At 64.6% G+C, this 12,328-nt stretch carries 15 protein-coding genes and 1 tRNA gene; all 16 read right to left on the bottom strand.

Translation table 11 applies throughout. The annotated features are described in order from the left end of the window. A partial coding sequence (locus AC628_RS25870; RefSeq protein ID WP_074129646.1) for a phage tail tape measure protein occupies positions 1 to 1,999 on the bottom strand: 1,999 nt, incomplete at its 3' end. A 108-nt stretch (positions 2,000 to 2,107) separates the two neighbouring features. Then, positions 2,108 to 3,004, bottom strand: coding sequence for a hypothetical protein (locus tag AC628_RS25865; RefSeq protein ID WP_074129645.1), 897 nt, complete (start codon positions 3,002 to 3,004; stop codon positions 2,108 to 2,110). Beyond that, a complete protein-coding gene (locus AC628_RS25860) occupies positions 3,004 to 3,675 on the bottom strand; it encodes a hypothetical protein (protein WP_143201794.1) in 672 nt (223 codons plus the stop codon). The genes AC628_RS25865 and AC628_RS25860 overlap by 1 nt, the downstream gene beginning before the upstream one ends. A gap of 17 nt (positions 3,676 to 3,692) precedes the next feature. Further along, positions 3,693 to 3,968 carry a hypothetical protein gene (locus AC628_RS25855; RefSeq protein WP_143201793.1) on the bottom strand — a complete coding sequence of 92 codons (276 nt, stop codon included), beginning with the start codon at positions 3,966 to 3,968 and terminating at the stop codon, positions 3,693 to 3,695. A 7-nt stretch (positions 3,969 to 3,975) separates the two neighbouring features. After that, positions 3,976 to 4,341, bottom strand: coding sequence for a hypothetical protein (locus tag AC628_RS25850; RefSeq protein ID WP_074129642.1), 366 nt, complete (start codon positions 4,339 to 4,341; stop codon positions 3,976 to 3,978). A gap of 237 nt (positions 4,342 to 4,578) precedes the next feature. Then, positions 4,579 to 4,857 (bottom strand): hypothetical protein, encoded by a 279-nt coding sequence (locus tag AC628_RS25845; protein WP_074129641.1) that lies wholly within the window; start codon positions 4,855 to 4,857, stop codon positions 4,579 to 4,581. Continuing rightward, positions 4,854 to 6,014, bottom strand: a complete 1,161-nt coding sequence (locus AC628_RS25840; protein WP_074129640.1) for a hypothetical protein — start codon at positions 6,012 to 6,014, stop codon at positions 4,854 to 4,856. Before AC628_RS25840 ends, AC628_RS25845 begins: the two co-directional genes overlap by 4 nt. A 17-nt stretch (positions 6,015 to 6,031) precedes the next feature. Continuing rightward, a complete protein-coding gene (locus tag AC628_RS25835) occupies positions 6,032 to 6,385 on the bottom strand; it encodes a DUF6074 family protein (protein ID WP_074129639.1) in 354 nt (117 codons plus the stop codon). 148 nt (positions 6,386 to 6,533) lie between these two features. After that, positions 6,534 to 6,755 (bottom strand): hypothetical protein, encoded by a 222-nt coding sequence (locus tag AC628_RS25830; RefSeq protein ID WP_074129638.1) that lies wholly within the window; start codon positions 6,753 to 6,755, stop codon positions 6,534 to 6,536. 355 nt (positions 6,756 to 7,110) lie between these two features. Further along, positions 7,111 to 8,370 carry a tyrosine-type recombinase/integrase gene (locus tag AC628_RS25825; RefSeq protein ID WP_074129637.1) on the bottom strand — a complete coding sequence of 420 codons (1,260 nt, stop codon included), beginning with the start codon at positions 8,368 to 8,370 and terminating at the stop codon, positions 7,111 to 7,113. Between the two features lie 179 nt (positions 8,371 to 8,549). After that, a tRNA-Phe gene (locus AC628_RS25820) sits at positions 8,550 to 8,625 on the bottom strand. A 139-nt stretch (positions 8,626 to 8,764) separates the two neighbouring features. Beyond that, on the bottom strand, positions 8,765 to 8,947 hold the full coding sequence (gene yacG / locus AC628_RS25815) for a DNA gyrase inhibitor YacG (protein ID WP_074129636.1): 183 nt from the start codon (positions 8,945 to 8,947) through the stop codon (positions 8,765 to 8,767). A 63-nt stretch (positions 8,948 to 9,010) separates the two neighbouring features. After that, positions 9,011 to 9,640 (bottom strand): Maf-like protein, encoded by a 630-nt coding sequence (locus tag AC628_RS25810; RefSeq protein ID WP_050423304.1) that lies wholly within the window; start codon positions 9,638 to 9,640, stop codon positions 9,011 to 9,013. A gap of 189 nt (positions 9,641 to 9,829) precedes the next feature. Continuing rightward, positions 9,830 to 10,291 carry an arsenate-mycothiol transferase ArsC gene (locus AC628_RS25805; protein WP_074129635.1) on the bottom strand — a complete coding sequence of 154 codons (462 nt, stop codon included), beginning with the start codon at positions 10,289 to 10,291 and terminating at the stop codon, positions 9,830 to 9,832. 63 nt (positions 10,292 to 10,354) lie between these two features. Then, complete coding sequence (locus AC628_RS25800) at positions 10,355 to 10,858, bottom strand: UPF0262 family protein (protein WP_074129634.1); 504 nt, start codon at positions 10,856 to 10,858, stop codon at positions 10,355 to 10,357. Further along, positions 10,855 to 12,150, bottom strand: a complete 1,296-nt coding sequence (gene hisD / locus AC628_RS25795) for a histidinol dehydrogenase (RefSeq protein WP_074129633.1) — start codon at positions 12,148 to 12,150, stop codon at positions 10,855 to 10,857. Before hisD ends, AC628_RS25800 begins: the two co-directional genes overlap by 4 nt. Between the last annotated feature and the right edge of the window lie 178 nt (positions 12,151 to 12,328).

The following is a 12,328-nucleotide window of genomic DNA, read 5'->3' as shown; positions in this document are numbered from 1 at the left end:
CGGTGCCTGCGACCTTGCCGCCGCTTAGGGCCGCCGCCGCTGACGTCAGAGCAGCCGCGGAGGCATCCAGCGCGACCGCTGACGACGTCAGACCGCCGCCGGTGGTGAGCAGCTGAAGCAGCTTGTAACCGCCATAGATTTGCGCGCCCTTGCCGATGGCGCCGGCGGCGATCGCGCCGCCGGCGAGAACGCCGGACGGGAGTTCCGCGGTGCCTTGGATGCGTTTTGCAATCCAGTCGGTAACCCCGGACAGAAGTCCGCCCTTGCCATCATTGTCGAACGCCCGGCCGACTGCGGTTTCGAGGTTCTTAACCGCGCCCTCGAAACGACTGACGGCGCCGTCAAAGCCGGCCATCCGTTCCGCGGCGATCTTGTCGGCATAGCCGCCCGACCCGCTTTCGATTTCGCTGATGATATGCCGCAGCGTCTCGCTGTCGCCCAGCGCGGTCGCGATGCGGCCGCCCTGTTTCGAGCCGAACAGCGCATTCGCAAGCGGCAGATTGTTCGCCAGCTTCGGAAGCAAGTCCCGGATAAAGCCGTTCGTGTCGACTTCGTTGACCGACTTGTCGCGGTAGCGGCCCGCGGCGCCGGCGATCGACTTCAGCGACTTCGCGTCGCTGCCTTGCAGCTTGTCCCGCAGAAGCGCGGTCACGGCCGGGTTGAACTTGGCAGGATCGGAAATCGTCGCCTTGTCGGAGAAGATTTGCCCCAGACCCGCGCGCGTCTTGGCGTCCAGCTTCACGCCGTACCGCGCCGCGACGTCTTCGGCGAACGGGTCGACCGCAAGGCTGTTCGGAACGCGCTGATAATTTTTGTAGTTCAGCCCGTTCGCGAGAAGCGCCGTTTTTGCGCCGGCCGTCGGCGCCTGTGCCGTCGACATGAGCGCGCGGAAGGCGACGCCAGCTTCGTCGCCGCCGATATTCGCCTTCTTCAGCACGCCGCCGAAGCCGAGAAGCGTCGCTTCGCTGATCTGCCCCATCCGCGCCGGCGTCGCGCCGAACTTGTAAAGCTGGCGCAGGTCATCCGGACCCATGCCGGAAATCTTCGCCGCCTTGACCTGATAGTCAGCCGTCTGTTGCGCGGACTTCTGGGCTTCTTCCATCGTGCCGGTGGCTTTCTTGAAGCCGAAGATCGCACCTTCCATTTGCTTGACCGCATCCGGAAGCGACAAGTCGAGCGCCGATCCCAGCGACGCCGCCGGTCCCATCATGCCCATGATCTGTTCGCGCTTCACGCCGCGCGCGGCCAGTTCGCGCTGCGCTTCCAGAACCTGAATGTCGTTAAACTTCGTCGTGGCGCCCATATGGATCGCCTGCTTCACAAGCGGCGCCTGTTCTTCGTCCGAAATGCCCATGACGGCCTTCGCGAAGCGGCGTTCCTTGTCAAACTCCCGGTAGGTATGCCCGACGGCGCGGATACCCGACTTCACTTCATGCCCGGCCCAAGCGCCGACAGCCGCGGCCGCGCCGGAAACGGCGATGTTCCGGTTCTGCCGGCGGACGGCGCGACGTTCTTCGCGTTCGATGGCAGCGCCAGTCTGTTCGACAGCCTTCCGCAGCCGCGCGTGATGCGCGGACGCCTGTTGAACGTCGACGCCCATCCCTTGAAGCGCGCGCTTGTTCGCAATGACCGCCTGCGTCTGTCGCTCATACGCGCGAGACGCGGACGCGACTGCGGCTTGTGCGCGCTTCAGGTTGCGTTCGGTTTCCGGCAGCTTCGGGCCGAAGGCGTTCATCGCCTTCGACGCCGCTTCAACGTTCCGCTGCATTTCGCGGAAGTTCTGCCGGGCAGCCGGCAGCATGCCGCGGGAAGCGTCGAACTTTTCGATCGCCGCCATCTGCGTCTTCGCGCGCTCCAACGCCTTCGCGACCCCTTCGACGGCCTTGGCGGTTTTGCCCGACTTGGCAAGGCCGTCCATCTTCTTCGCGATGCTATCGAAGACCTTCCCGGTCTTGTCTTCCGCGGTGATTACAGCACGCGCCTCAATTATTTTTGCCATTTACCTCTCCAAAATGGTAGGGCCGCGGGCGGCCCTTGCGTCCGTCACCCGCGGCCCGCGACGACCGGCCGGAAAACTTTTCAAAAAACGACCGGACGTCGCCAAACATCACGCCGTGACGTTCTGATCGTCGTCGGTCGTCGCGGCCGGCGCCGGGGGCCAGGTCGGATCGGTCGGGCGCAACTCGATCTGCACCGGGCGCGCCGGCCGCTTCGTCGGCTTCATCACGGCAGCGATATCCATCGCTGCCACGGCTTCAATGGTCATAAAGCTGCCGTCGACTAGGACGCCGGGACCGTCGAGACGGGGCAGACGGATGAGCGAAAACAGGTCGCCGGGCCAGTCAAGCGTTGCGATCGGGTGATACTCAGTCTCGTGGAAATCGCGTCGGACGCATTTCACTCGCATCGATCCGACGTCGGCCTGACCGCGGACGCCGTCGTCGGACGCGACCGCAGCCTGATCGCCGATTGGAACGCCGTTGGTCTCAGCGACCCACAATACGACGTCGCGCGACCGGATGTCTTTGCGAGGTTCGGAAGCAATATCGCGGGCAAGGATGTCAGCCGACGGGATCGGCGCTTCACCTTCCGGCAGGTCTGCGTTCAGCACCTTCGCGGCGAGCGATTGCCGGGCGCATTCCTGCATCAGGCTCAGCAATCGGCCAGCGAGATCACGGCCTTCGGTCTGGACGCGGTTCGCAAGAGCCTCGGCAGCCTTTCTGGCGGCGGCGGTCTCTCGGCGCTTCGCGGCGTCGGCCTCGCTTCTGCGCGCGATCTCCGCGTCAGTCTCGATCGTCTCGATCAGGGCGGTCAGGCGCTCAACTTCCGCCGCTGCGCCGGCGCGCTGCCCGCTCCACTTCGCGAATACGACGCTGTCGGCGAGTGCGGCCGCCTTGCCGAAGTCGACTTCAGCGAGCTTCGAACGGGCCGATTTCAGTTCCGCCTGCAACTCGGCGATGCGCTTTTCGGCTTCGGACAGTTTCCGGAATGGGTTGATGCGCATCACTTCGCCCCGTCGACCTGCATCCCGCGCGACTGCAACACCGCACCCCAATCCATCGCCTGTGCTGCTGGATTGGCGATGGCGACGCGCGGCAAAGTCGGCAGCCCGGACATTGCCGGCGTCGCGCTCAGAACGACGCTGTCGCCTTGCAGGACCATTCCGCGGGACTTCAGAACCGCGTCCCACTGTGCGGAAACGTTCTGCGGGATCGCAGCGTTCGGGTTTGCCGGCGCGATCGACGGGCCGACGGCATGGTCGCCGGCGGCGGCGAGCGGCGCGGCAGAAAGCGTCGCCTTGACCTGATCGACGGTCATGTCGGTCGTGGTCGCGAGGTTCATCGCAAGACCTTCGCGGCCTTTCGCTTCGGGAAGCGCAGTGATCGCGGCGAAGCGACCGCGTTCAGCCTTGGCGATGTCGGACGCCGACGGGCCGGCTGCGGCCGGCGTCGGTCGCGAAATATCCGCACTGGCGCGCAGCGGCTCGTTCGAACCGACGTGAGTGCTGCTCGTCGGCGTCGCCTTGGCAGCGCGCATCAGGGCGCGGGCTTCATCGTATGACAGGCTTGTCGTCGTCGCGATTTGCAACGCAAGAGCCTTGTGGAGGCGTGCCTCTGGGCAGGCCAGTATCGCATTAGCACGGCGTGCTGCTTGTGCCGCTTCGGCGTTGTCCATTGGTCCGCTTCCCTGCGTTACGCGACAATCGTTTCAGGGTTCGTCAGGACCTGCGTCGGCGATTGCGTCACGGCGACGGTCGCGGAGTGGCCTTCGTTGTTGACGCCGATCAGGGTCAGAACGCTGCCGGTGCCTGCCGGCTCGACCTTCGCGATCTGCGCAAGCTGAACGTAAATTGCCGCGTTGTCGCTCGCGCGGGTGAGTGTCTTCCAGTTCGCCATTTTTGAGGGCCTTTCCATTGGGGGTTGCCGTGCCCGATCATCGTCGGCGTCGCCCGTAGCCCGCAATTGCAATGGCGTCTCAGCGCGTCTCGCTGTTTCGCTTTTTCGTCTCAGGACGTCTCTTTAGCGGTGGATGCTCCGCAAAGTGCCGTTCGAACCGTGAGAGCGAGATCAGGTAGCTTTTTTTGCCGCTACGCCAGAGGGAGAACCCGCCCGGCGTGCCGATCGGATGATCTCTGCAACGTCGGTGGAGTTCGGCGCGCGAGATGGCGAACTTTTGCAGGATGGTCCCGGGTCGAACTAGGTCATCAAGGTTCGCCCCCGATTGCGGTTCGGCCGCAGTGGACGCGCGCGCCTGAAGCGCGCGCAATCGCTCACCTATCACGCCGATCGATGCGACGGCCGCGTCGAAGTCGCGGATCAGGGCGGCAATGTCGTCAGTCACCGGGCGCGCTCCCGGATTTTGTTAAGGAAACCGGAATTCTGGCGATCCGTGACACACTCAAACGCTGGGGCGCTTCGTGCCGCACCTCCATGGGTGGCCTCCAAAGGGTTCCTAAACGATTTCTGAGGTGGCCATGGGCTTGCAGCCCCCGCCGTCCATTCGTTCGCGGACGTCGGCCGCGCCGAAGTGCGGTTGATCCGATCGCGCGTCAGGGGGCTTCCCATTGGCTTGCGGTGGCTATGCAAGGTCGGCTGGCAATTCATCGAATGCCCCTTCTTCGCTTGCGTCGCCTTCGTCACGTCCGCCGTCGTCCGCCGGCGGCGCGATAGCGCGCGCCGGCTTCGGTCGGTCGTCACGGGCCTGAGAAGGATCGCCTGCAATCACCTTCCACACGTCGCGCTCTACTTCGTCGCGGATCACGACGACGAACGCATTGCCCAGCCGACCCGTAAAGTAGGTGTCACCGGTGGCCGTCCGGCGTTGACGCAGCTGAAACAGTTCGACGCCGTCGATCATTGCTGCTCCCCGTTCTCTCTATGAAAACAGGACCGGCCCCCAACTTTCTTGACAGTCTTCTTCGCGGCCGGGGGCGCGCTGAGCGCTACCCGGCCGTCACGCAGCAACCGGTCACGAACGGTGCCGATGCCAGCCCCGCCGGTCGCCCGACCGTATTCGGCCGCGCCGGCCGCGGGCCGGAAGACCTGAGCCTTTGCCGGCGACACCCAGCAATATCGAAGATATCTGGTGGGGGTAAAAGTAGTGCCATTCTGTGCCACTGACCCGTCAATCGACAGGTTGACGGTGACGGAATACGCGACCGACAACGCTTCGCTGACCGGCGGCGCCGTCTCGGCTTTTCGTCGCCGATACCACGTCCTGCGGCTGATCCCCGCGGCTTTCCACGGTTCTGCGCGTTCCGTTGAGGCGACTTGCGGAGTGGCGCCGGCGGCATGCCGGCGCGCCCGCCGGCGGTCTGCTTTGCGCTTCTCGCGCCGCTTCGCGCGTTTGCGCGTGCTGTCGTCGAAGGCGCCGAACGTCGTAATGCCAAGCATTTCGATTTCTTTGCGGGTCGCGCGCAGCTTCCTGCCGAGTGTGTCGGCCTTCCATTTCAGCGGCCGTTTGCAGACCCTTTCGATCAGTTCTGCCCGTTCGCTTTCCGACAGCCAAGGCGCCCATTGGCACACCCACGCCCGGATTTTCCGGTCCGGATCGCCGTAGTAGTAGCAATGATGCGCGGCGATACGCAGGTCTTCGCGGCCGCTGTCGTCGTCGGGCAGCCGCCTGCCGCGATAGCGATGTTCGAGGAAGGCTTCCAGATCGCGCATGCGGACGTTTTGCTTCGCGGTCGGTTTCGGTCGACCCGGATCGTCACGGTCATCCCACGCGAAGCGTCCCGCGTAGTGATGATCGATTTCCCGATGTAGCGCGATCTGCTTCGGCGTCTCGCCGGCGAACCTGTCGTCGACGGTCTGCTTCCGCCGCTTTTTTGTTGGACCGGTTTCTTTACCGGTTGACGACGCAGATCGCGGCTCGTATCTGTCGAGAGTGGAAGCGCTGCCCAGCGGCTTCTCATTTCTTCGGTGGTCTGTGCCGTCCCGATTTGCCGTCGGGGCGGCACTTCCGTTTTCGGGCGGACCCTCGATCTTGAAGGCCGCGCCCCTTAGCGCGCTCATTTCGATTTACCTCAGGGTTAGGGCAACAGAACCTGTCGCCAGATTTCGCGGCGAACTGCCGCTTCGATGGTTCGGACCTCCCGATCGGCGTCGCGCTTGTCGACGCCGATTTCGTCCAGGCGACGCCGGATCGCATCCAAATTCCGCTGGACATGATGTTCGCCGCGTTCGGCATCCATCGCGACGACGTAGGACACGTGTCGCTTTACATAGTCCGCACCGCGGAAGCGGCCCGGTAGAAGCACAACCTTTGCCTTCGGCTGGACGATGCGTCGACGTGTGTTCCGTCTGTTTGGCGAGAGTTCTCGCTTAGCGTCACGGACGACCACGCTGACCGGCGGAAATGCCAGCACCTGCGCAGACGGCTTCATGGGGTCGGCCTCCCAGCTGTCGAGGATTGAAATGGCGGCGCGCCGGACGGGGAAAGGACCGCGGCGGCGCCGCCGATGCGCCAGCCGTACATCCGGGCTGGCGCTTGTGCAGCGCGGGCGTGCTAACCGCGCAGCAAGGCGAGAAGCGTTAGGCGGCCGCCTGTTCGCCGCGAAGCAACTGATACAGGTCTTCGACCGGAACGGTCGTCGAGCGTCCGTTCTTCCGAAGCCGAACGGCGCCTTCCTTTGCGAGTTCATAGAAGCGCGTGTGACCAATGCCAGCAACTTCGCAGAAGCGGTTCACGGACACGTTCAGCGGCAAGTCGTAAGTCTTGATCACGTCGGGAAGGGTCATATCGCCGTCGCGCATCGGAATTTCTCTCCTCGTGTTTGTTCGTCGATGATCACGACGATACGGGAGCGGTCGGGGGACAAGATAGGTGACAAAAATCGAAATGCGCATGAAGCGGGCATAATGCCCTGCGGATTGCTGAGTAGTGCTTGATTGTGCGTGACAAAAAAATTCAACGAAGCGACTTTCCGCCGTCGTTCCCGGGGGGACAAGCGGGGACATTTGGGGGACAAACGGGACAAAGCCCGGGAGAGTGCCCGGGATTTCCATGCTATTCGCGATCCTCGGGAGCCTTTACCGGGCGCGCCGTTGATCGCCCACGCGAGCGCGAGCGTCCCTCCATTGCTTCGATAATCTTGGGTAGGTTTGGGTGCTAGGAGGCCGACGCAGATCGGGATCGCCGGGCCTTCGTGATCGACAGTACGGTTCCGGATTTTCGCAAGTCGTCTAAGAGGTCCGCGTACCATTGCATCATCGGGACGCGTTCTTCCCAGTATTCGGCGCCGTTGTACGCGCCGCGGACTTCGTCTTCTTCTTGGTGGGCTAATTGGCGCTCAATGGCATCGCTGTCCCAACGCCGGCGGCCGTCCGAACGGCGGCTATCGTTTAGCAACGTTGACGCCGTCGATCGGAAGCCGTGCGCAGTCATTTGTGTCTTGTCGTACCCAAGGCGGCGCAGCGCAGCGTTCAGGGTGCCGTCGGAAATCGGCCGATGCCAAGACCGGATTTGCGGAAAAAGGTAGCGCGACGTGCCAGTCACTTCGCGAAGGTCTTTGATGACCCCAACGGCCTGCCGCGATAGGGGCACTCTGTGGGGTCGCGGCATCTTCATCTTCTCTTTCGGAATGCTCCACACTGCGCCTTGCAGGTCGAACTCTGTCCATTCCGCATGCCTTAGTTCGCCCGGCCGCACGAAGGTCAGGGCGATCAGTTGCAACGCGGCGCGCGTCGTGACCTGCCCGTCAATGTCGTCGATCGCGCGCATCAGCGCGCCGACCGCCTTGGGCTCCGTGATGGCCGCACGGTGCTGGACCTTCGGAGAAATGAGCGCGCCAGCCAGATCGCCAGACGGATCGCGTTCAGCACGACCCGTCGCAATTGCGTACCGAAACACCCGGCCGGCGAGGCTGCGTGCGCGCCGTGCGGTGTCATAGCGACCGCGTCGTTCGATCTTGCGGAGCGCATCCAGCAATTCTGACGCGGCTATTTCTGCAATCGGACGGTCGCCGACGTCACCGGCCAACAGGCCGATGAGCCACTTCTTCTTTTCGATCGTCTTGGGGTCGTCGCCTTCGGCCTCGAACTTCGCGATCAGTTCATCTGCCACGATCCGGAACGTATTCGTCCGGGCGATCCGTGCCGCGTTGCGGTCCAGCTTACGTTGCGCCGATGGATCGACGCCCTTCGCCAGTAGCGCCTTGTTTGCATCGCGCGCGGTGCGCGCGTCGCCAAGGCTGACGGCGGGATAGGCCCCGAGCGCGATCAACCGCTGCTTTCCGTCGAAACGATACGCCTGCCGCCAAAGGCGCGACCCGTTCTTCTCAACGAGCAGATGCAGGCCTCCACCGTCGCTGATTTTGTACGGTTTCTCTGCCGATTTGGCGGCGCGGCAAGCAGCATCGGACAGCGGCATCGAATAGGTCCCCCCCGGCTCAATCTACCAACACACGACCGACACGATACCAACAGCGATACCAACAAACTCACCGGCTGCCGGCGGAGGGCCGCGAATGTCAGCGCACTAGAAAGCGCTGCAAATCAAGCACTTCTAGCATTTTGGCGGAGTGTAACGGAAGCGGGGGAATGAACTAATGGTGCCCAGGGGCGGGATCGAACCACCGACACTGCGATTTTCAGTCGCATGCTCTACCAACTGAGCTACCTGGGCATACTCGCGGGACCGAAAGGCCGAAGCGAGCGGGCGGTTTATAGAGAGGTCGGAGCGCTGTGTCCACCCGGCTTCGCGAAACGCTTCGCCGGGCGCGGCCCGCCTTCCGAAATTTCCCCAACTTGTTGGGAAAACTTGGCTATTCCGGGTCCTCCGCGTCGTCCTCGCGGCCGGGAACGACATAGCGGCCGGTCAGCCAGCGGTTCAGGTCGACATCGCGGCAGCGCGGCGAGCAGAACGGGCGGAAGGCCTGCTCGACAGGTTTGCCGCAGATCGGGCAGGCGCGCGGGATGGCCGGGGGCGTTCGGGCTTCGTCAGTCATGGCTCGGACGTAGCTTACATCAATCGAGATGCAAGGGCGCTGAGGGCACGAGGTTCCTCGACCTCACACCGCGACGGCGTTGAGCCAGCCGTGGCGGATCGGAAAGCCTTCGCCCCCGAGCAGGGTCACGGTCTCGTAGAGCGGCAGGCCGACGACGTTGGTGTAGGAGCCGACCATCTTGACCACGAAGGATCCGGCGATGCCCTGCACGGCGTAGCCGCCGGCTTTGCCGCGCCATTCGCCGGAGCCGATATAGGCCTGGATGTCGTCCTCGCTGAGCCGCTTGAAGCGCACGCGGGTCTCGACCAGGCGCTGGCGGAACGCCTCGCGCGGCGTCACCACGCAGATCGCGGTGTAGACGCGGTGGTTGCGGCCTGACAGCAGCCGCAGGCATTGCGCAGCCTCGTCGACCAGATTGGCCTTGGGCAGGATGCGGCGGCCGACCGCGACCACGGTGTCGGCGGAAATGATGAAGGAGCCGCGCAGATCGTCGTCGAGCTGAACCGACTTCAGCGCCGCGTCCGCCTTCGCGCGCGCCAGGCGGTTGGCGCAGGCGCGCGGCAACTCGCCCCGCCGCGGGGTCTCGTCGACATCGGCCGGGCGCAGCGCGTCGGGCTCGATGCCGGCCTGGTTGAGCAGGGCCAGCCGCCGCGGCGAACCGGAAGCAAGAACGAATTTGGGACGGCCTAGCATGCGGGTTTTTGGGCTGAATCGGGGGGACGGACGCGGGCGGAACCTATCGGATGGGGCATGGATGCACAACCTTGGAACCGGCCGCGAATCGCGCTCCCGCTTGGAGACAAGGCCCCATAAGCACAGCTGTTTGTCAGTCTGGCGACAAGGGGCAAGGTTCTGCGAATCGGAACACGCCGCGTCTTCGCTTCACAGGTCCGCCGCGGCCTTGGCAAAGCGGCGGCGGATCCGCATCAACAGGCCGTCGCAGACTTCGCGATAGGCGGCGAGCTTCTGCTCGCGATTGCCGCTGGTGCCGGTCGGGTCGTGCGTCGGCCAGTATTCGACATCGGCGGCAACCGTCCTGGTCAGATCCAGCGCCTTGTGGTGCGCCTCCGGCGACAGCGTGATGATGAGGTCGAAGTTCAGCCCCTCCCAATCCTCGAGCTCCTCGAAGGTTTGCGGCTTGTGACCGGAAATGTCCTGGCCGAACTCGGCCATGACAGAGACCGCGAACGGATCGAGCTCGCCCTTCTTGACGCCGGCCGAACGGACATAGAGGCCTTGCGGGAACATCTGCTGCAGCAGGCTTTCGGCCATCGGCGAGCGCACGCTGTTCAAGCCGCATGCGAACAGCACAGCCTGGGGATTGCGCGCGCGCGGCGCTTCCATGCGATCAGGCTTCTTTCGACCGGGGTACGCCCCCGTCGTCTGGCGCGGCGAAGCTCATCGGGATCATGCGCCTTCACCCTTCCAGTGCAGCACAGTGATCAGCGTGAACAACCGCCGCGCGGTCTCGAAGTCGACGCGCACCTTGCCCTTGAGCCGCTCCTGCAGCGTGCGCGAGCCTTCGTCATGGATGCCGCGGCGGCCCATGTCGATCGCCTCGATCTTGTCCGGTGTCGCGGTACGGATCGCCTGATAGTAGCTGTCGCAGATCATGAAGTAGTCCTTCACGACGCGGCGAAACGGGGTCAGCGACAACAGATGCGCCACCACCGGTGCGCCGTCCTCCTTCCTGATATCGAACATCAGCCGGTTGCCGGTGATCGCGATATGCAGCGTGTAGGGCCCGGCCTCGGCGCCTTCGGGCGCGAACAGGTTCTGCTCGACCAGGTCGTAGATGGCGATCGCCCGCTCATGCTCGATGTCGGGCCCGGAACGGCCGATCGATTCCTCGTCGAGCGTCACCGCGACGATGCGATTGTTGGAATCCTCGTCGTCTGGTGGCTTGTTCATGAGAGGTTGAGGCGCAATCCGACGGAACGTGAATGGGCATCGAGACCCTCGGCCTGACCGAGCGTCATCGCGGCGGGCCCGAGCGCACGAAGCTGATCCGGCCCGCACCGCAGGATCGAGGTTCGCTTCATGAAGTCAAGCACGCCGAGGCCGGAAGAGAACCGGGCCGAGCGCGCGGTGGGCAGCACGTGGTTGGAGCCGCCGACATAGTCGCCGATCGCCTCCGGGGTATGGGCCCCGAGGAAGATCGCGCCGGCGTTGCGGACCTTTCTCGACAGGCCCTCGGCGTCCGCGGTCATGATCTCCAGATGCTCGGCCGCGATCGCATTGGCGAGCTCGACCGCGTCATCGAGCTTCGCCACCTTGATGACGGCGCCGAAATCGTCCCACGAGGCGCGCGCAATCGCCGCACGCGGCAGCGTCGCAAGCTGCGCCTCGACCGCGCGTTCGACATCCGCGGCGAGCCGCGCGCTATCGGTGATCAGGATCGATTGCGCGCTGACGTCGTGCTCAGCCTGCGCCAGGAGATCGGCCGCGATCCAGTCGGCATTGCCGGTGTCGTCCGCGATGACGAGCACCTCGGAGGGGCCGGCGATCATGTCGATGCCGACCTTGCCGAACACCAGCCGTTTGGCGGCGGCGACATAGGCGTTGCCGGGACCAACGATCTTGGCGACAGGGGCGATCGTCGCGGTGCCATAGGCCAGCGCCGCGACCGCCTGGGCGCCGCCGACGCGGTAGATCTCCGAGACGCCGCCGAGATGGGCGGCCGCGAGCACCAGCGGGTTGAGCTTGCCGTCCGGCGCCGGCACCACCATGACGACCCGCGGCACGCCGGCGACCTTGGCCGGCACCGCATTCATCAGCACCGAGGACGGATAGGCTGCGGTCCCCCCGGGCACGTAGAGCCCGACCGCATCGACCGCGCTCCAGCGCCAGCCGAGCTCGACGCCGGCCGCATCGGTAAAGCGCTCGTCCTTGGGCAGCTGGCGGCGATGGAAGGTCTCGATCCGGTCGCGCGCGAATTTCAGCGCCTCGACGGTCTTGGGGTCGCAGGCCGCGACCGCCGCGTCGATCTCGGCGGCGGTGATGCGCAGACCGGCGGCGCCGATATCGAGCCGGTCGAACTTCTTGGTCGCCTCGAGCAGCGCCGCATCGCCGCGGGCCGCAACGTCGTCGACAATGGCGCGGGTGGCGCGCTCGACGTCCGCCGATACCTCGCGCTTGGCCGCCAGGAAATCGCGGAAACGCTGGTCGAAATCGGCGCTCTGTCGGTCCAGGCGAACGGGCATGGCGGCTTTCTGAAGAGGACTCTGGGTCCCTGCTCAATGGCGCGGCGGATAATGGCCGTCAACCCTTGGAAAACACACAATGCGTCGTCGTCCCGGCGAAGGCCGGGACCCATAACCCCATATGGTAGTCGTGGTGGGACGCTGGGGCCCCATCCCGTTCAAACAACCTGCTTTGGTG

Source organism: Bradyrhizobium sp. NAS96.2 (assembly GCF_001908235.1).
GTDB lineage: Bacteria > Pseudomonadota > Alphaproteobacteria > Rhizobiales > Xanthobacteraceae > Bradyrhizobium.
Note: the sequence above shows the minus strand (reverse complement) of the source record. Positions and strands in the feature narration are given on the sequence as shown.